Genomic DNA, 18,520 nt, shown 5'->3' on the forward strand with positions numbered 1-18,520 from the left:
CAGGCCCGCGGCGCGCGTCCGGACGGCGCGTCGGCCGCCGCCCGCTGGCGACGCTGGGCGGCGCTCGCGAGCGCCGCGGTGGTCGTCGCCATCGCCGCGGCGACGACCACGTGGGTTGTGACGGACCAGCGGGTACGCGACGAGCGCGCGCGGGCGGACGCCCTGGCCGCCGAACAGGCGCGCATGAACGACGTGCTGACCGCGGCGGACCTGCGGGTACGGTCGGTGCCCGTGGCCGGCGGTCGGGTGACGTTCGCCGAGTCGCCGAGCCGCTCGTCGGCCGTCGTCGTCATGTCGGACCTGCCGACCCCGCCCGAGGGCCGGGTCTACCAGCTGTGGCTGATGCGGGGCGGGACGGAGGCGACGTCAGCCGGGGTGATGCTGCCCGGCCAGGCCGCCGGCATGGCCCTGGTGCCGGACCTCGGCGACGCCGACGAGTTCGGGGTCACGGTGGAGCCCGCCGGCGGGTCCGCGGGGCCGACGTCGCCGGCGCTCGTCACGATCCCGTTGGCCTGACGATTGGCGTCGTCGGTGAAGCGGTGGTGAACTTGTCGCCGTGTCAGCCGCAGGGATCGCCACCGACGACGACCTCGAGACCGAGGGCCCGCCCCGCTGGCGGGTGGTGACGACGCTCGTCGCCGTCGTCGTGGCGCTCGCGCTCGTCGCGGGCGCGCTGTGGTGGTGGCTGGTCCGCCCGCCGTACGGGCCGCAGGCCATGGCGGCGAGGGCGACCGTCGAGGTGGTCACCGCCGAGACGGAGCTCGCCGCGCTGCGGCGGCTGGGCGGCGCCGAGGCGGAGAAGGTGTTCCTTGCGGTCGAACCCGGTCGGCAGCTCATCGTCGGTCAGGTCACCTGGACGGTGCCGGACGGCGCGTCGGACGACGGTCAGCTTGCCGTCCTCGTCATCCACAAGCCGACGAACGCGGTGGCCCCCACCCTGTTCGGGGCCGGTGCGCGGGTCGGCCAGGGCTGGGACGGCAGGCTGGACGCGGTGGGCCACGAGTACGACTGGCTGTCCGCCGTGCGGGGCGGGCAGGCCGAGACCGCGCTGACCGCGCCCGGCGACGCGATCCTCGCTCCTGCCGACGCGCCCGGCCCGGTCACGTTCGTGGCGCAGTTCCGGCCCGAGATCACCCAGCTCACCGCGGACGACGTGCTCGTCGCCCTGGTGCTCATCGGGCCGCGCGGCCAGCTCTACTGGGCGGAGCGGCTGCTCGGCTGAAGCACCTCCCGCAGCTCCGCGTAATCTTCGGCGCTCGGCAGCCAGGCCCCGGCGGCCGCGTTCGCGCGGACCTGCCCGGGCGACGTGGCGCCGGCGATGACGGACGCGACCGACGGCCGCCCCAGCAGGCCGCCGATGGCCACGCTGAGCAGCGTCACGCCGCGCTGTCGGGCGTACCCGTCGAGTTTTTCGATCGTGTCCCACGGCGCGTCGGCGAACCACGAAGCCCAGGCGTCCTCGGACATCCGGGTCCCCTCGGGCGGGGCCTCGCCGCGCCGGTACTTTCCGGAGAGCAGGCCGCTGGCCAGCGGGAAGAACGGCAGGAAGCCGACGCCGAAGCGCTCGGCGGCCGGCAGCACCTCGTCCTCGGCGTCGCGGCGGAGCAGCGAGTACTCGTTCTGGGCGCTGATGAACGGGGTGAGGTGACCGGCGCGCGCGGTCCACGCGGCGTCGGCGATCTGCCAGCCGGCGAAGTTCGAGCTGCCCAGGTAGCGGACCTTGCCCTCGGTGACCAGCTCGGTCAGCGCGGCGAGGGTCTCCTCGATCGGGGTGGCCGGGTCGGGGGTGTGCAGCTGGTAGAGGTCGAGGTAGTCGGTGCGCAGCCGGCGCAGGGACGCCTCCACGGCGCGCCGGATGTAGCGGCGCCCGCCCAGGCCACCGTGCTCCGCCCCGGGGAAGTGGGTGTAGTTCCCGTGGCCGAACTTGGTGGCGATGATCACGTCGTCGCGGCGGCCGAGGGCCTCCAGCGCGATGCCGAGCTGCTCCTCGGAGCTGCCCGGCGGGCCGCCGTAGATGTCGGCGGTGTCGAACAGCGTGATGCCGGCCTCGATCGCGGCGGCGACCACGGCGGTCGCGCCGGCCTGGTCGAGCTTGCGGCCGAAGCGGTTGCAGCCGAGGCCGACGGCGGAGACGACGAGCCCGGACGCGCCGAGCCGGCGGTAGGTGAGATCAGCCATGACCCCGACACTAATCCGGGGTCGCGCCCAACAGTCGCGCCGAGGTCGCCTCCTGGGCGAGGCGGCGCAGCGCGTTGAGCACGGCCTCGCCCAGGACCGTCCCGGTGACGACGGCCTCCACCATGTCGGCGGGGCCGCCGCGCGCGATGACGGTGGTGACCTCGGCGGCGGCGACCCTCTCGGCCGCGTCGGTCCACACGGGAAGGTTGGCGAGCAGGTCGTCCTGGCCGAGGGCGCGCAGCGCGGCGATCGCGTCCGCGGCCGCGTCGCGCGCGGGCGCCTCCTCGTGCACCCACCAGCCGCGTTCCGCGACGATGGCGTCCACCTCGGCGCGGGCGGCGCGCCACGCGGGGTCGTCGGGATCGCGCCGGGTCGACGCCGGGACCAGGCAGTGCGCGACGCCGAGCAGCTTGTGCGACGGCAGGTCGGGTTCGTCGACAGCGGCGAGCACCTCGCGGACGGTCGCGACGGGCACGCCGCCGACGTCGATCAGGGCCCGGACGAGGCGCAGCCGGCGCACGTGTTCCTCGCCATAGTCGGCCTGGTTGCGGCCGGTCGCGGCGCCGGGTGGGAGCAGGCCCTCGCGCAGGTAGTACTTGATCGTCGGGATGCTCGTGCCGCTCTGGGCGCTCAGTTCAGCGATGCGCATGTGGGTTGCGCCTTCGGTCGATCGGGTGGATAGTAGAGCTATCCGCTAACGGATAGTAAAACTATCTAGGAGAGTACGCCATGGCGAAGGTGCATCCGGGTCGCTACACCGCCGAGATCGAGGGCGACTTCGTGGTCTTCCTCATCGGCATGCGCATCAACAAGCTCTGGAAGATCCACAAGTGGCTCCCGGTCGCGCTGGCCATGCCCGCCATGCAGCGGGCGCAGCTCGCCGACCCGGGGATCGGCATGCTCGGCCAGCAGGGCTGGTTCGGCCGCACCACCATCCTCGTGCAGTACTGGCGCAGCACCGAGGACCTGATGAGGTTCGCCCGCGACCCGAAGTACACGCACCGGGGCGCGTGGAAGGCGTTCAACAGGGCCATCGGCACCGGCGGCGACGTGGGCATCTGGCACGAGACCTTCACGGTGAAGGCCGGCGGCTACGAGACCTTCTACGGCAACATGCCGCTGTTCGGCCTGGCGCAGGCCGGCGCGCAGGTGCCCGTGGCCCGGCGCGGCGAGCGGGCGGAGCAGCGCCTCGCGTACGCGGGCGGCGGTCCGGCGCCGGCGGTCGAGGACGTCTGACCGGGAGGTCGCGGCGGGCGCCACTGCGCCCGCAGCACGGCACCACGTACTCTCGGATCCGTGACGACGAACGGCGACATCGACTCGATCCTGCGGCGCGGTGCCGACGGGGGACGTATCTCCCCCGAGGAGGCGCTGCTGCTCTACACCGAGGCGCCGCTGCACGCGCTCGGCGAGGCGGCCGACGTGGTGCGCCGGCGGTGGCACCCCGAGGGCATCGTCACCTACATCATCGACCGCAACATCAACTACACGAACGTGTGCGTGACCGCGTGCCGGTTCTGCGCGTTCTACCGCGCGCCGAAGCACCGCGAGGGCTGGTCGCACGGCATGGACGAGATCCTGCGCCGGTGCGCGGAGGCCGTCGAGCTCGGCGCCACGCAGGTCATGCTCCAGGGCGGCCACCACCCGGAGTACGGCGTGGAGTACTACGAGTCGCTGTTCTCCGGCGTGAAGGCCGCGTTCCCCGACCTGGTCATCCACTCCATCGGGCCCAGCGAGATCATGCACATGGCCAAGGTCTCGGACGTGTCCATTGATGAGGCCATCGCGCGGATCAAGGCTGCCGGGCTCGACTCCATCGCCGGCGCCGGCGCGGAGATGCTGCCGTCGCGTCCCCGTAGGGCGCTGGCGCCGCTCAAGGAGTCCGGCGAGCGCTGGCTCGAGGTCATGGCCGCCGCGCACGCCCAGGGCATCGACTCGACGGCCACCATGATGATGGGCACCGGCGAGACCGCGGCCGAGCGCATCGAGCACCTGCGCATGGTCCGCGACGTGCAGGACCTGGCCGTGTCGCGCGGCTTCGTCCCGACGCCGGTCTCGTCGCGGGACGCTTCGACCGGCGGCTTCCGGTCCTTCATCCCCTGGACGTACCAGCCCGAGAACAACCACCTCAAGGGCCGCACGCAGGCCACCTCGCTGGAGTACCTGCGCCTCGTCGCGGTCGCGCGGCTGTTCTTCGACAACGTCGCGCACCTGCAGGCCTCGTGGCTCACCACCGGCAAGGACGTCGGCCAGCTCGCCCTGCACATGGGCGTCGACGACCTCGGCTCGATCATGCTGGAGGAGAACGTCATCTCCTCGGCGGGCGCCCGGCACCGGTCCAACCTGCACGAACTCATCTCGATGATCCGCACGGCCGACCGGATCCCCGCCCAGCGCGACACGTGGTACGCGCACCTCGCCGTACACCGCACCCCGGCCGATGACCCGACCGACGAGCGCGTCGTGTCGCACTTCTCCTCGATCGCGCTGCCCGGCGGCGGCGCCGGCACCCGCCTCAACCTGCCGTTAGTGGACGCTAACTGATCGTCAACGGGGTCGCGCATGATCAGTTCGGCTTGTAGGGTGCGCTTTCCACCTCTCAGCTGAACTCCTCGGGGAACCTCATGCGTACCTCGCTCGTCCGTGCTTTCGCGCGCCTCGGCCTCGCCCTGGCCGTCGGCTGCGCGACGCTCATCGCCGCCGCCCCAGCCGTGCAGGCTGCCGAGAAGTCCTGGATTTCCGTCAGGGTGCACGGCAAGGATGTCGTGCAGGGCACCGCGTACAAGCCGTTCACGGGTCAGATCCACAGCATCGGCAGCGACACGCACGGCGTCGTGCTCAAGATTGATGCCCGCAAGCTCGACCCGAAGGTGATCGACTTCGCGCTGCCGACGTCGGTGCTGGGCAACGCGTGCACGACGGTGACGACGGGCGTGGTGACCTGCCCGATCGGCACCGTCCCCGACGGCGACCGGCTGTCGTTCATCGCGCTCGCGGTGAACGCGACGCACAAGGTCGGCCCGGCCGGCTCGTTCACACTGTCGCTCACCGCCACCGACGAGCTGCTCAACCCCGCCGTCTTCACCCAGCAGGTCAGCGTCGTGCCCAGCACGTACGACCTGGGCGCGGTCGCCGCGGACGTGGTCGGTCCCGACGGTGGGCCGATCGCCCCGGGCGGCACCGGCGAGTTGCGGTTCGCTCTGTACAACACGGGCGACACGGCCATCAAGGGCATCCGGTTGTGGGCCTCGGTGGAACGCTACGTCACGTTCGTCGATGAGATTCCGGGCTGCACCTACCAGTCGTCCCAGTTCGGCAACTACATCATCTGGTGCGAGGACCCAGAGGTGGAGCTCGGTCCGGACGAGGCGATCGAGCTCGCGGAGCCGTTGAAGGTCAAGGTCAGCACCTCCGCGCGCGGGCCGCACGTGTACCAGGGACGCGTGGGCGGTGCCGCGCTGATCGACACGACCAGGTACGCGGCCGGCGCGCCCAGCAAGCGCGCGGCGTTCACGGTGCGCCCGGCGACGGCTACGCAGCAGGCGCTGGTCGACGGCGACAACCTCGACAACGAGGCCGCGTTCGACGTGCACGTGGGCAGGAACACCTCGGACTTCGCGGTGACCGCGAGTGGCCCGGCGTCCGGCGCGGTCGGCCAGAAGGTCCTCGTGACGTTCACCCTCACGAACAAGGGCCCCGCCGAGGACTACGTCAACTTCACGATCACCGCGCCGGCCGGCACGGTGATCGTCGACGGCGGGCCGGGTCCGCGCCCGTACTGCATGCCGGAGAACCCGGACGACATGCAGGAGCCGTACGACCCGTGGGGCGAGACGGGCAAGCTCTTCTGCAGCCTTGATGACATCGCGCCCGTCGGCAGGACGTTCACCGTCAAGGTCGCCTTCAAGATCAAAAAGGCGGGTACGGGGGAGGGCTCGATCATCGTGAAGGGCTACGCCGACCCGAACGCGGCCAACGACACGGCAACCTTCGCCATCACCGGCACAAAGGGCACCTCCGCCCCGGCGTCGACGGCCAAGCCGACCGCGCCCGCGACCACCGGGTCCGCCGGCGGTGACCTGCCCACCACGGGCTCGTCGCTGACCCTCCTCATCACCGGCGGCGTCCTGCTCCTCGTGGCCGGCGCCGCGCTCCTCGTGATCGGACGCGTGCGGCGGTCGCGCACGACGGCCTGACCAACATCGGCACACCCGAAGGCTCCCGACGGCGACCTCCCGGTCCGTCGGGAGCCTTCGCCGTGTCAAGGCTTGCGCAAGGTTCGCGCCGGGCCTTCGTCGGGGCTGATGGGCGCGGGTAGGGTCGCCGCGCCACCACCAGCACAACCACGGGGTACCACCATGCGCTTGTCCCTGCGCCGCGGCACGCGGCTGGGAGTCCTCGCCACGGCCGTCGCCGCCACCACCCTCGCCTTCCCCGGCCCGCCGGCCGCCGCCGCGACGGCAAAGGCCGACCTCTCGGTCAAGGTCACCGGTTCGAAGGTCGTCGAGGGAACCACGCTCAAGCCCTTCGGCGTGGCCGTCCGCAACCGCGGCCCGGCGGTCGTGCTGGACGCGACCGTCACCGTGGACACGGCCGGCATCGACACCTCGGTGCTGGAGCTGGAGTTCGACGAGGACTTCTGCGCGGCGTCGACCCCGACCACGATGGTCTGCGAGGTCGGCCCGCTGGGCGTCGACGAGGGCGGCAACCTCCTCGGGGTGTTCGGCGCGGCCACGCCCAAGCAGCAGGGCCCGGCCGGGTCCTTCACCGTGACCGTGACGTCCGGCACGCCCGACCCCGACCTGGCGAACAACACGCAGACCGTCGAGGTCGAGGCCGTTCCGGCCGGGTACGACCTGGTCGCGTTCGCCCTCGACGCGATGAGCGAGGAGCCTGACCTCAGTGACCCGGCGGCCGACCCGTTCGTGGTGGAGCCGGGCGGCACCGGCATGGTGCTGTGGTTCCTGGGCAACGCCGGCAGCGAGAACGCCGAGGGCGTCCGGTACGCGGTGAGCCTGCCCCAGTGGGTGACGTTCGCCGACAAGCTCCCCGGCTGCACCTACAACGCCGGCAACAACCTGGCCACCTGCGAGCGTCCCGACGTGACGGTGCTGCCGGACGAGGCCTTCGGGCTCGAGCAGCCCATGCGGGTGCGGGTGGCGAAGGACGCGCCCGGCCCGGTCAAGGTCACCGGCGTGGTCGCCGGCGCGGGCATGAACGACGAGCTGGAGCCGGACGAGTCGCACATGCTGCGCGGGGTGCCCCGCGGCGCGGGCGTCCGGGTGGGCCGGCCGACCGTCCAGCAGCTGGAGCTCATGGAGTCGGACCCGGGCGACAATGCCGCGACGTTCGCCGTGAAGATCGCCAAGAACACGGCCGACATCGCGGTGACCGTCGGCGCGCCCACGGAGCGGTCGGCCGACACCGTCGCCGTGCCGTTCACCATCACGAACAAGGGGCCGGCCGCCGGCGGCGCCGTGTTCCACGTCACCGCGCCCGAGGGCACCGTTGTCCTCCCGCCGCAGGCCGGCGGCCCGTTCTGCTTCGACGCGTCCCTGGGCGCCGGCAGGCCGTGGACGCAGGCCACGAAGGTGGACTGCGGCTTCGAGAGCGAGATCCAGGTCGGCGTCACCATGAGGTTCTCGCTGGTCTTCAAGGTCGTCGGCCCCGGCGGCAAGCCCGGAAAGGTCACCGTCGAGTACTACGGCGGCGCGTCCGGCGACGTGACACTCGGCAACAACGCGGCCGACATCGTCATCTTCAAGCCGGTGGCGCACGCGCCGGTGCCGAGCACTCCCGACGAGGACACGCTGGCCGACACCGGCTGGAACGGTGGCGGCGTCGCCCTGGCCGGCGCCGCGGCGCTGGTCCTCGGCGTGGCGCTGGTGGCCGCCTCGCGGTCGCGACGTACCCGCCGGGTCTGAGCGACGCGGACCGTGCGGGCCGGTCGGTGACCGGCCCGCACGGACGTCTGGCACAGTGATGCCGTGAGCCGGGCCAGTCTGGATAAGCAGCCGCACGAGGTCGCCGAGATGTTCGACGGCGTCGCTGAGCGGTACGACCGCACCAACACGATCCTGTCGTTCGGGCGCGACCGGTCCTGGCGCACGCACACCCGGCAGGCCCTCGACCTCTCCGCGGGCGAGCTCTGTCTGGACCTGGCCGCCGGCACCGGGGTCTCCACCGAGGAGCTGGCCCGCTCCGGCGCCACCGTCATCGGCGCCGACCTGTCCCTGGGCATGCTGCGCGCCGGTCGCCGGCGCCGGCCCGACGTGCCGCTGCTCGCCGGCGACGCCCTCGCGCTGCCGTTCGCCGACGCGACCTTCGACGCGGTGACGATCTCGTTCGGCCTCCGCAACATCGTCGACACGGCCGGCGGGCTGCGCGAGCTCGCCCGCGTCACCCGGCCCGGCGGACGGATCGTGGTGTGCGAGTTCAGCCACCCGACGTTCGCGCCGTTCCGCACGGTCTACCTGTCGTACCTGATGCGGGCCCTGCCGTCCGTGGCCCGGCGCGTCTCCTCCAACCCGGACGCGTACGTCTACCTCGCCGAGTCCATCCGCGCCTGGCCCGACCAGGCAGGCCTCGCCGCGCTCATGGCCTCGTCGGGATGGACGTCGGTCGGCTGGCGCAACCTGACGGGCGGCATCGTCTCCCTCCACCGGGCGACCCGCGCGGAGGACTGACCGGCACCGGGATTCCCGGTGAGTCTGTGGACAGACCTCTGCACATGGGGAACAAACCTGTGGATAACTAGATCCTGTCTGTGGATAAACGTGGGGACAGTCGTTCCGTCCGCCACGCTCGGACGGCATGGACGACGCTTCGCTATGCCGCCTTGCCGGCGCCCAGGACGGCCTCTTCACCCGTGCGCAGGCCCGGACCTGTGGGTTCTCGGCGTTCCAGGTCCGGCATCGGATACGGGGTGGTGCCTGGCGGCCGGTCCTCGGGCAGGTGCTGGCGCTGCCCGGCGTGGTGCTGACGCCCGAGGTGCGCGACCGTGCCGCGTTGCTGGCGGTGGGCAATCTGCTGGCCGGCCCGTCCGCGGCGCGGCGATGGGGCCTGCGGGTGCCCGACGCGCGGCCCTGCCTCGCGGTCGCGGAAGGCTGCCACCCGAGGGTCCAGCAGCTCGTGCTGATCCGGGATCCGGTGCCCCGCTCCGATCGGCGGGTGCGGGACGGGCTGCCGCTCACCTCGCTCGGGCGGACCATCATCGACTGCGCCCGGTTGCTGCCCGACGCGGCATCCCTCGACCTGCTCGACAGGGTGCTGCGCGAGCGGCGGATCAGCTTCGAGGAGCTGTGCGGCAGGGTCAGGGACCGGGTCGGGCGGGTCGGCACGCCGCGCCTGGTGCGGTTGATCGGGATGCTCGGCTCAGGTGCGCGATCGGAGGCCGAGCGGCGGGCCGTGGCGTTGCTGCGTGACGCGCGGATCGGAGGCTGGGCGGCGAACGTCGGGATGCACGACGAGTTCGGCCTGATCGGCGTGGGTGACCTGGTGTTCTCAGAGGCGAAGGTCGTCGTCGAGATCGACGGGTGGGCGTACCACTCGGCGCGGGCGGCCTTCGAGCGCGACCGGTCCCGACAGAACCGGCTGGTCGCGGCGGGCTGGACGGTGCTGCGTTTCACCTGGCGCGACCTGTCCCAGCGCCCGGACCACGTCGTGCGGACGGTGCGGGCGCTGGTTGACGGCGGATGATCGCCGTTTCCTGTACGAGGGTGGGGCTGGGCTACGTTCCTGCACAGGAGACCGTGATCTTCCGGGCGGTCGACTCCACGTTTGTACCGCAGGCCGCGATCTTCCAAGGGCGGCGCTGCCCGTGTGCACAGGAGACGGCGATCTAGACCACAGAGTGTCGTGAGTGGCCACCCGAATGCACAGGAGACGGTGATCTCCGTTGGGAAGCGGCCGACGGCGTGCCATCGGCGCGTCCCGGGTGGACGACCGGCGCTGGTGCAAATCAGACCAAATAATGAATCCCGGGCGGTGTAGCGGTGCTGGTGGGTGGGTGTAACCAAGTTAGGTTCACCTAAGAAAGCGGGGTGGGGTGACCGGTTCTAGACTCTGCCCGATGGCGCTTGTGAAGAGTTTCACGAGCGGCATTCGCGAGGCAGGACCGACGCGAGGAGGTGACCGGTGACCGGGACCAACGTGAGCAGCGAAGCTGCTGACGTTATCGTCGTCGGTGCCGGGCCCGCCGGCTCCGCCGCGGCCTACTATCTCGCCAAGCACGGCGTCGACGTGCTCCTGCTGGAGAAGACGGAATTTCCACGGGAGAAGGTCTGCGGCGACGGGCTCACCCCGCGCGCGGTCAAGCAGCTCATCGCCATGGGCGTGCCGACCGACGGGCCGGGCTGGCAGCGCAACAAGGGCCTGCGCGTCATCGGCGGCGGCGTGCGTCTGGAGCTGGACTGGCCCCAGCTCGCGAGCTTCCCGGACTACGGCCTCACCCGTACCCGGATGGATTTTGACGAGATCCTGGCCAAGCGCGCGGTGGAGGCCGGCGCGCGCCTGAAGACCAGCGTGAACGTGAACGGGCCGGTGCTCGACGAGCGCACCGGCCGGGTCGTCGGCGTGACGGCGACCACGAAGGACAAGCAGCCGCTGGAGTTCCGGGCGCCGCTGGTCATCGCGGCGGACGGGGTGTCGGCGCGGCTGGCCCTGGCGCTGGGCATCGCCAAGCGCGAGGACCGGCCGCTGGGCGTCGCGGTGCGGCGTTACTACCGCAGCCCGCGGCACACCGACGACTACCTCGAGTCCTGGTTGGAGCTGCGCTCCAAGGAGAGCGGCGACGACCTGCTGCCCGGGTACGGCTGGATCTTCGGGATGGGTGACGGCCGGGTCAACGTGGGCCTCGGCATCCTGAACTCGTCCGACGCGTGGGGCAGGACGAACTACCGCCACATGCTCACCGACTGGCTGGACAACACGCCCGAGGAGTGGGGCTTCCGGGAGGCCAACGCCGAGGGGCAGACCCAGGGCGCGGCGCTGCCGATGGGCTTCAACCGGGTGCCGCACTACGACCGGGGCGTGATGCTGGTCGGCGACGCGGGCGGCATGGTCAACCCGTTCAACGGCGAGGGCATCGCGTACGCGATGGAGTCGGGCGCGCTGGCCGCGGAGATCGCGGTGCAGGGCCTGGCCATGCCGGCGGACCGCCAGGAACGGATGTTCCAGTACTACCCGCAGGCGCTTAAGCAGTCCTACGGCGGGTACTACCGCCTCGGCGGCTGGTTCGTGAAGATCATCGGCAAGCCGTCGCTCATGCAGTTCGCCACCAAGCACGGCATGCCGCACCCCGTGCTGATGCGATTCGTTCTCAAGCTTCTGGCCAACCTCACCGACCCGCGCGGCGGCGACGCCTCGGACCGGATCATCAATGCCCTGACCAAGGCGGTTCCCGCGGTCTGAGGTGGCGCGCTACCCCGGGCAATGGTGCCCGCTAAGTTACGAATAGTGTGATTTGGTGCTCGGCCTGCCCAGCTCATGCGGCAGGATCGGTAGAACCATCAAGATCGGGAAGGACGGAGCAGGTAGAGACCATGTCGCTCTCGGCCTACATACCCATCGCGGGGCTCTTCGCGCTCGCCGCGGCGTTCGCGCTCTTCTCGGTCGCCGCCGCGCCGCTCATCGGACCCCGGCGCTACAACAAGGCAAAGCTTGAGGCGTACGAGTGTGGGATCGAACCCACGCCGCAGCCGATCGGGGGCAACCGCTTCCCGATCAAGTTCTACCTCACCGCGATGCTCTTCATCATCTTCGACATCGAAATCATCTTCCTGTACCCGTGGGCCGTGGAGTTCAACAACCTCGGCCTTTTCGCGTTCGTGGAGATGGCGCTTTTCATCGCGACCGTGTTCATCGCGTACGCCTACGTGTGGCGGCGCGGCGGACTGGATTGGGACTAGGGCAATGGGTCTTGAAGAGAAGCTCCCCAGCGGCGTCCTGCTGACCAGCGTCGAGAAGCTGGTCAACTGGACGCGCAAGACCAGCTTCTGGGGTGCGACGTTCGGCCTGGCGTGCTGTGCCATCGAGATGATGGCGGCCGGCGCGCCCCGCTACGACCTCGGCCGTTGGGGGATGGAGGTCTTCCGGGCCTCGCCCCGGCAGGCCGACCTCATGATCGTGGCGGGCCGGGTGAGCCAGAAGATGGCGCCGGTCGTCCGCCAGATCTACGACCAGATGGCCGAGCCCCGCTGGGTGATCTCCATGGGCGTCTGCGCGAGCAGCGGCGGCATGTTCAACAACTACGCCATCGTGCAGGGCGTCGACCACATCGTGCCGGTCGACATGTACCTGCCCGGTTGCCCGCCGCGCCCCGAGATGCTCATCGACGCGATCCTCAAGCTGCACGAGAAGATCATGTACGAGCCCCTCGGTGACCGCCGCCGCCTGCAGCTCGAGGCGAAGCGGGAGCAGGAGGGCGCGCCGGTCGTGCCGCCGGGCTCGATGCCGTCGAGCTACCGCCACGACAAGGCGAAGAAGGCGCAGTGGATCAAGGCCGCGCAGGACGGCCGCGAGGAGCAGTTGCGCATCGAGAACTGGATGAAGGACCGGTGGGGCGCCCTGCCGACCATCACGCGCGGCGGTGGCGAGTGACAACCCCAGGAAACGTACCCGTCTCGCAGCCGCCCGAGGGCGCGCACGCGGGTGCCCCCGCCGAGTACCCGCCGGCCAGCCCGGCCGGTCGCGGCGCGTTCGGCGTGCAGGGCTCCGGCGACACGACCGGCTTCGGCGGCCTGGTCCGCCGGCGCACGGTCATCCTCGACTCGCCGAAGCCGTACGGCGGCTACTTCGACGAGGTCACGGACGCACTCGAGGAGGCCTACCCGGCCTTTAAGGACGCGATCGAGAAGGTCGTCGTCGACCGGGGCGAACTCACGCTGCACATCAAGCCCGAGCGGATCCGCGAGGTCTGCCAGGTGATGCGCGACGACGAGGCGCTCCGCTTCGAGCTGTGCTCCTCGGTGTCCGGGGTGGACTACCTCGGCGACGCGCGCCGGCTGCACGTGACCTACCACCTGACCTCGCTGACGTTCCGCCGCCGGGTGCGGCTGGAGGTCGCGGTCGGCGTCGAGGACCCGCACGTGCCGAGCGTGACCAGCGTCTACCCGACCGCCGACTGGCAGGAGCGGGAGACCTACGACATGTTCGGGGTGGTCTTCGACGGCCACCCCGGCCTGACCCGCATCCTCATGCCGGACGACTGGGAGGGTCACCCCCAGCGCAAGGACTACCCGCTGGGTGGCGTGCCGGTCGAGTACAAGGGCGCGGAGATCCCGCCGCCCAACGAGCGGAGGTCGTACCAGTGAGCACTACTGACTACGCCAAGGCCCGCGAGACGACCGAGGGCAAGGTCTTCACCGTCACCGGTGGCGACTGGGACGAGGTCGTCAAGGGCCACGACCCGCTCACCGACGAGCGCATCGTCGTCAACATGGGCCCGCAGCACCCGTCCACGCACGGCGTGCTGCGCCTCATCCTCGAGCTCGAGGGCGAGACCGTCACCGAGGCCCGGGCCGTCGTCGGCTACCTGCACACCGGCATCGAGAAGAACCTCGAGTACCGCAACTGGACGCAGGGCACCACGTTCGTCACCCGGATGGACTACCTCTCGCCGATCTTCAACGAGACGGCGTACTGCCTGGCGGTGGAGAAGCTGCTCGGCGTCGAGGTGCCGGACCGGGCGACCACGATCCGCGTGCTCATGATGGAGCTGAACCGGATCTCCTCGCACCTGGTGTGGATCGCCACCACCGCCATGGAGCTCGGCGCCATCAACATGATGTTGTACGGCTTCCGCGAGCGCGAGCACATCCTGGACATCTTCGAGGCCGCCTCCGGCCTGCGGATGAACATGGCCTACATCCGCCCGGGCGGCCTGGCCCAGGACCTGCCGGAGACGGCGGTCCGGATGACCCGCGACTTCCTCAAGCTGCTGCCCAAGAAGCTCGTCGAGTACGAGCGCCTGCTGTCGGGCAACACGATCTGGCAGGAGCGCACGCAGAGCGTCGCCTACCTGAACATCCCCGGCTGCCTGTCGCTGGGCATCACGGGGCCGGTGCTGCGCAGCGCCGGCCTCGCCTGGGACCTGCGCAAGACCCAGCCGTACTGCGGTTACGAGGACTACGACTTCGACGTCGCGACGGCCGAGACCGGCGACGTGTGGGGCCGCTACCTGGTGCGCATGGAGGAGATGCGGCAGAGCATGCGCATCGTCGAGCAGGCGCTCGACCGGCTCGAGCCGGGTCCGATCATGGTCGAGGACAAGAAGATCGCGTGGCCGGCGCAGCTGGCCATCGGCGCCGACGGCCTCGGCAACTCGCTGGAGCACGTCGCCAAGATCATGGGCACCTCGATGGAGTCCCTGATCCACCACTTCAAGCTGGTCACCGAGGGCTTCCGGGTGCCGGCCGGCCAGGTGTACGTGCCGATCGAGGCGCCGCGCGGCGAGCTCGGCGCGCACGTGGTCTCCGACGGCGGCACCCGGCCGTACCGGGTGCACTACCGGGAGCCGAGCTTCATCAACCTCCAGGCGATCCCGGCGATGGCGGAGGGCGGCCTGATCGCCGACGTCATCGCGGGCGGCGCCTCGCTGGACCCCGTCATGGGTGGGTGTGATCGCTGATGTCCTTCAGTCAGGAGACCGTCGACCGCGCGCAGCAGATCATCGCGCGGTACCCGGAGGGCAAGCAGCGTTCCGCGCTGCTGCCGCTGCTGCACCTGGTGCAGGCGGAGGAGGGCTTCGTCTCGCCCGCCGGCATCGCGTTCTGCGCCGAGACGCTCGACATCACGCGGGCGCAGGTCAGCGCGGTGGCCACGTTCTACACGATGTACAAGCGCAAGCCGACCGGTGACTACCTGGTCAGCGTGTGCACGAACACCATGTGCAACGTGCTCGGCGGCCAGCAGGTCTACGACACGCTGTCCGAGCACCTCGGCGTCGGCCACGACGAGACCGAGGCGTCGGGCACGATCACCCTGGAGCACGCCGAGTGCCTCGCGGCCTGCGACTACGGCCCGGTGGTGACCGTCAACTACGACTTCTACGACAACGTGACGCCCGACGGCGCGACCGACCTCGTCGACCGGCTCAAGGCCGGCGAGCGACCGCAGCCGAGCCGGGGCGCTCGGCTGTGCACGCTCAAGGAGATGTCGCTGCAGCTCGCGGGTTTCGCCGACGAGCGCGAGGGTGCGGTCGCGGACACGGCGCAGGGCGACGCGAGCCTGCGTGGCCTGCGCCTGGCCGAGCAGCACGGCATCTCGGTGGCGGGCTTCGACCCGAACACCCCGATCCCGACCCAGGCCGACCGCGAGGCCGCCAAGGCGGCGTCCGACGCGAAGGCCGCGGAGGCGGCCGGTGCCGCCGCGAACAAGCCGGCGAGCGACCGGAAGCCCGCCGGCGACGCGCCGCAGCCCCAGGCGCAGAACCTTAAGGACGCGAAATGAGCCCTTCGCAGGACGTGATCCGTAAGCTCACGCCCGTACTCACGAAGAGGTGGTTGTCGCCCGAGGCCTGGCGGCTGGACACCTACGAGAAGCTCGACGGCTACCTCGCGCTGCGCAAGGCGCTCAAGGCGCACCCGGACGACCTGATCGCGCTGATCAAGGACTCGGGCCTGCGCGGGCGCGGCGGCGCGGGCTTCCCCACGGGCCTGAAGTGGGCGTTCATCCCGCAGAACGACGGCAAGCCGCACTACCTGGTGGTCAACGCCGACGAGGGCGAGCCGGGGACCTGCAAGGACCTGCCGCTCATGGCGAACGACCCGCACTCGCTCATCGAGGGCATCATCATCGCCTGCTACGCGATCCGCTCCGACCGGGCGTACGTCTACATCCGGGGTGAGGCGGTGCACGCCGCGCGGCGGCTGCGCCACGCGGTCAACGAGGCGTACGCGAAGGGGTACCTGGGCCAGGACATCCTCGGCTCCGGGTTCAACCTCGACCTGGTGATCCACAGTGGCGCGGGCGCCTACATCTGCGGCGAGGAGACGGCGCTGCTGGACTCGCTGGAGGGCTTCCGCGGCCAGCCCCGGCTGCGCCCGCCGTTCCCGGCGACGCACGGCCTCTACGCCTGCCCGACGGTGGTCAACAACGTCGGCACCATCGCGAGCGTGCCCTACATCGTGCTGGGCGGCGCGGACTGGTGGAAGTCCATGGGCACGGAGAAGTCGTCCGGCCCGATGATCTACTCGCTGTCCGGTCGCATCAAGAACCCGGGCCAGTTCGAGTGCGGGCTGGGCATCACGCTGCGCGAGCTGATCGAGCTGGCCGGCGGCATGCAGGACGGGCACAACCTGAAGTTCTGGACGCCGGGCGGCTCGTCGACGCCGCTGCTCACGGCCGAGCACCTGGACGTGCCGCTCGACTTCGAGTCGGTGGCCGCGGCCGGGTCGATCCTCGGCACGACGGCGACGCAGATCTTCTCCGACCAGGACTGCCCGGTCTACGCGACGTACCGGTGGCTGGAGTTCTACCACCACGAGTCGTGCGGCAAGTGCACGCCGTGCCGCGAGGGCAACTACTGGATGGTCCGCACGTACCGGCGGATCCTCTCCGGCGAGGGCACCCACGCCGACCTGGACACCCTGCTGGACACCTGCGACAACCTGCTGGGCCGCTCGTTCTGCGGCCTCGGCGACGGCGCGACCAGCCCCGTTACAAGCTCACTGAAGTACTTCAAGCAGGACTACCTGAACTACATCGAGGGCCGCACCGCCCCGGTGCTGTCGGCCAAGCAGCTGGTGGGGGCGCACTAATGTCTTCCGACGTAGCCAAGGCCACGGACACGGTCAAGCTGACCATCGACGGCATCGAGGTCGAGGCGCCCAAGGGCGCGCTGCTGATCCGGGTCGCCGAGCAGCTGGGCATCGAGATCCCGCGCTTCTGCGACCACCCGCTGCTCGCCCCGGCCGGCGCCTGCCGCCAGTGCCTGGTCGACGTGGAGGGCCAGCGCAAGCCGGTCGCCTCGTGTACCCAGACCGTCGCCGACGGCATGGTGGTGCGCACGCAGCTCACCTCCGAGGTCGCCAAGAAGGCGCAGGCGGGGATCATGGAGTTCCTCCTGATCAACCACCCGCTCGACTGCCCCATGTGCGACAAGGGCGGCGAGTGCCCGCTGCAGAACCAGGCGATGTCCACCGGCCGGCCGGACACCCGCTTCTACGAGAACAAGCGGGAGTACCCGAAGCCGCTCCCGATCTCGACGCAGGTCCTGCTCGACCGCGAGCGGTGCGTGCTGTGCCAGCGCTGCACCCGGTTCTCCGAGGAGATCGCGGGCGACACGTTCATCGACCTGATGGAGCGCTCGTCCAACGAGCAGATCGGCGTGTTCCGGCACGACACGATGACCGGCCCGGAGGGTGGCCTGCCCACCGAGGAGGCCGGCGACGCGCCGTTCAACTCCTACTTCTCCGGCAACACCGTGCAGATCTGCCCGGTGGGCGCGCTGACCGGTACGCAGTACCGGTTCCGGGCGCGGCCGTTCGACCTGGTCTCGTCGCCGAGCGTGTGTGAGCACTGCTCGGCCGGCTGCGCGCAGCGCACCGACCACCGCCGCGGCAAGGTCATGCGCCGCCTCGCGGGCGACGACCCGGCGGTGAACGAGGAGTGGAACTGCGACAAGGGCCGCTGGGGCTTCCAGTACGCCACGGCGTTCGACCGGCTCGTCCACCCGCAGGTCCGCGACGCGAAGACCGGTGAGCTGCGCACGGCCAGCTGGCCGGAGGCGCTGCGCGCGGCGGCGGCCGGCCTGGCCGCGGCCCGCGACGCGGACGCGGGCGACGCGCACGGGGTCGGCGTGCTGACCGGCGGCCGGCTCACGGTCGAGGACGCGTACGCGTACGCGAAGTTCGCGCGGACCGCGCTGCACACCAACGACATCGACTTCCGGGCCCGCCCGGTCGGCGAGGCCGGCGAGGAGGCCGAGTTCCTGGCGGCCGCGGTCGCCGGGTCCACGGACACCACCTACGCGGACGTCGAGAAGGCGTCCGCCGTCGTGATCGTGGGCCTGGAGCCCGAGGAGGAGTGCCCGATCCTCTTCCTGCGCCTGCGCAAGGCCGTCGCCAAGAAGAAGCTTCCGGTGTACGCCGTGGCGCCGTTCGCCACGCGCGGCTTCACCAAGCTGCACGCGACCGTCCTGCAGACGGCGCCGGGCGGCGAGGCCGGCCTGCTCGCCGGCGACGGCGCCGTCCGCACCGCGCTGAGCGGCGCAAACGCCCTGCTCATCGTGGGCGAGCGGCTGGCCGGGACGCCGGGCGGGCTGACCGCCGCCGCGAAGCTCGCGGACGAGACCGGCGCGCGGCTGGCCTGGGTGCCGCGCCGCGCCGGTGACCGCGGCGCC

At 71.0% G+C, this 18,520-nt stretch carries 18 protein-coding genes; 16 read left to right on the plus strand and 2 right to left on the minus strand.

The features are described from left to right. Both ABD211_RS17285 and ABD211_RS17290 read left to right on the plus strand, forming a co-directional pair. The coding region (locus tag ABD211_RS17285; protein ID WP_344132430.1) for an anti-sigma factor at positions 1 to 516 on the plus strand (516 nt) is incomplete at its 5' end. Between the two features lie 40 nt (positions 517 to 556). Then, complete coding sequence (locus ABD211_RS17290) at positions 557 to 1,222, plus strand: hypothetical protein (protein ID WP_344132433.1); 666 nt, start codon at positions 557 to 559, stop codon at positions 1,220 to 1,222. On the opposite strand, the gene ABD211_RS17295 is transcribed toward ABD211_RS17290, so the two are convergent. Together ABD211_RS17295 and ABD211_RS17300 are read right to left on the minus strand one after the other, a co-directional pair. Then, positions 1,195 to 2,178 carry an aldo/keto reductase gene (locus ABD211_RS17295; RefSeq protein ID WP_344132436.1) on the minus strand — a complete coding sequence of 328 codons (984 nt, stop codon included), beginning with the start codon at positions 2,176 to 2,178 and terminating at the stop codon, positions 1,195 to 1,197. The two genes, ABD211_RS17290 and ABD211_RS17295, sit on opposite strands and share 28 nt — an antisense overlap. Before the next feature lie 10 nt (positions 2,179 to 2,188). After that, complete coding sequence (locus ABD211_RS17300) at positions 2,189 to 2,827, minus strand: MerR family transcriptional regulator (RefSeq protein ID WP_344132439.1); 639 nt, start codon at positions 2,825 to 2,827, stop codon at positions 2,189 to 2,191. 80 nt (positions 2,828 to 2,907) lie between these two features. On the opposite strand from ABD211_RS17300, the gene ABD211_RS17305 reads away from it, so the two are divergent. The 14 genes from ABD211_RS17305 to ABD211_RS17370 form a co-directional block, all read left to right on the plus strand. Then, on the plus strand, positions 2,908 to 3,414 hold the full coding sequence (locus tag ABD211_RS17305; RefSeq protein ID WP_344132442.1) for a DUF4188 domain-containing protein: 507 nt from the start codon (positions 2,908 to 2,910) through the stop codon (positions 3,412 to 3,414). 60 nt (positions 3,415 to 3,474) lie between these two features. After that, a complete protein-coding gene (gene mqnC, locus ABD211_RS17310; RefSeq protein ID WP_344132445.1) occupies positions 3,475 to 4,722 on the plus strand; it encodes a cyclic dehypoxanthinyl futalosine synthase in 1,248 nt (415 codons plus the stop codon). Positions 4,723 to 4,802: 80 nt separating this feature from the next. Then, complete coding sequence (locus ABD211_RS17315; protein WP_344132447.1) at positions 4,803 to 6,374, plus strand: COG1361 family protein; 1,572 nt, start codon at positions 4,803 to 4,805, stop codon at positions 6,372 to 6,374. 162 nt (positions 6,375 to 6,536) lie between these two features. Beyond that, positions 6,537 to 8,102 carry a hypothetical protein gene (locus ABD211_RS17320; RefSeq protein ID WP_344132450.1) on the plus strand — a complete coding sequence of 522 codons (1,566 nt, stop codon included), beginning with the start codon at positions 6,537 to 6,539 and terminating at the stop codon, positions 8,100 to 8,102. Between the two features lie 63 nt (positions 8,103 to 8,165). Next, a complete protein-coding gene (locus ABD211_RS17325) occupies positions 8,166 to 8,864 on the plus strand; it encodes a demethylmenaquinone methyltransferase (protein ID WP_344132453.1) in 699 nt (232 codons plus the stop codon). Positions 8,865 to 8,991: 127 nt separating this feature from the next. Continuing rightward, positions 8,992 to 9,876, plus strand: a complete 885-nt coding sequence (locus ABD211_RS17330; RefSeq protein ID WP_344132456.1) for an endonuclease domain-containing protein — start codon at positions 8,992 to 8,994, stop codon at positions 9,874 to 9,876. Positions 9,877 to 10,314: 438 nt separating this feature from the next. Further along, on the plus strand, positions 10,315 to 11,589 hold the full coding sequence (locus tag ABD211_RS17335) for a geranylgeranyl reductase family protein (RefSeq protein ID WP_344132459.1): 1,275 nt from the start codon (positions 10,315 to 10,317) through the stop codon (positions 11,587 to 11,589). Between the two features lie 131 nt (positions 11,590 to 11,720). Beyond that, a complete protein-coding gene (locus ABD211_RS17340; protein WP_344132462.1) occupies positions 11,721 to 12,086 on the plus strand; it encodes an NADH-quinone oxidoreductase subunit A in 366 nt (121 codons plus the stop codon). Positions 12,087 to 12,090: 4 nt separating this feature from the next. Further along, complete coding sequence (locus ABD211_RS17345) at positions 12,091 to 12,777, plus strand: NuoB/complex I 20 kDa subunit family protein (protein ID WP_344132465.1); 687 nt, start codon at positions 12,091 to 12,093, stop codon at positions 12,775 to 12,777. Beyond that, on the plus strand, positions 12,774 to 13,490 hold the full coding sequence (locus ABD211_RS17350; protein WP_344132469.1) for an NADH-quinone oxidoreductase subunit C: 717 nt from the start codon (positions 12,774 to 12,776) through the stop codon (positions 13,488 to 13,490). The genes ABD211_RS17345 and ABD211_RS17350 overlap by 4 nt, the downstream gene beginning before the upstream one ends. After that, positions 13,487 to 14,806, plus strand: coding sequence for an NADH-quinone oxidoreductase subunit D (locus ABD211_RS17355; protein ID WP_344132472.1), 1,320 nt, complete (start codon positions 13,487 to 13,489; stop codon positions 14,804 to 14,806). Before ABD211_RS17350 ends, ABD211_RS17355 begins: the two co-directional genes overlap by 4 nt. Beyond that, positions 14,803 to 15,627: an NADH-quinone oxidoreductase subunit NuoE gene (nuoE, locus tag ABD211_RS17360; protein ID WP_344132481.1), complete on the plus strand. Its 825-nt coding sequence runs from the start codon at positions 14,803 to 14,805 to the stop codon at positions 15,625 to 15,627. The genes ABD211_RS17355 and nuoE overlap by 4 nt, the downstream gene beginning before the upstream one ends. Next, the gene (gene nuoF / locus ABD211_RS17365) at positions 15,624 to 16,937 is read left to right on the plus strand and encodes an NADH-quinone oxidoreductase subunit NuoF (protein WP_344132475.1); all 1,314 of its coding nucleotides are present in this window, start codon (positions 15,624 to 15,626) and stop codon (positions 16,935 to 16,937) included. Before nuoE ends, nuoF begins: the two co-directional genes overlap by 4 nt. Continuing rightward, on the plus strand, positions 16,937 to 18,520 hold a 1,584-nt coding region (locus ABD211_RS17370; protein WP_344132478.1), incomplete at its 3' end, for an NADH-quinone oxidoreductase subunit G. The genes nuoF and ABD211_RS17370, both read left to right, overlap by 1 nt.

Origin of the sequence: Luedemannella flava, assembly GCF_039528515.1 — a bacterium.
Taxonomy (GTDB): domain Bacteria; phylum Actinomycetota; class Actinomycetes; order Mycobacteriales; family Micromonosporaceae; genus Luedemannella; species Luedemannella flava.

What these genes read in the sequence shown, in the direction of transcription:
- ABD211_RS17295 (WP_344132436.1), bottom strand. Translation starts at nt 2,178, where the DNA reads ATGGCTGATCTCACCTACCGCCGGCTCGGCGCGTCCGGGCTCGTCGTC.
- ABD211_RS17300 (WP_344132439.1), bottom strand. Translation starts at nt 2,827, where the DNA reads ATGCGCATCGCTGAACTGAGCGCCCAGAGCGGCACGAGCATCCCGACG.
- ABD211_RS17305 (WP_344132442.1), top strand. Translation starts at nt 2,908, where the DNA reads ATGGCGAAGGTGCATCCGGGTCGCTACACCGCCGAGATCGAGGGCGAC.
- ABD211_RS17315 (WP_344132447.1), top strand. Translation starts at nt 4,803, where the DNA reads ATGCGTACCTCGCTCGTCCGTGCTTTCGCGCGCCTCGGCCTCGCCCTG.
- ABD211_RS17320 (WP_344132450.1), top strand. Translation starts at nt 6,537, where the DNA reads ATGCGCTTGTCCCTGCGCCGCGGCACGCGGCTGGGAGTCCTCGCCACG.
- ABD211_RS17330 (WP_344132456.1), top strand. Translation starts at nt 8,992, where the DNA reads ATGGACGACGCTTCGCTATGCCGCCTTGCCGGCGCCCAGGACGGCCTC.
- ABD211_RS17340 (WP_344132462.1), top strand. Translation starts at nt 11,721, where the DNA reads ATGTCGCTCTCGGCCTACATACCCATCGCGGGGCTCTTCGCGCTCGCC.
- ABD211_RS17345 (WP_344132465.1), top strand. Translation starts at nt 12,091, where the DNA reads ATGGGTCTTGAAGAGAAGCTCCCCAGCGGCGTCCTGCTGACCAGCGTC.
- nuoF (WP_344132475.1), top strand. Translation starts at nt 15,624, where the DNA reads ATGAGCCCTTCGCAGGACGTGATCCGTAAGCTCACGCCCGTACTCACG.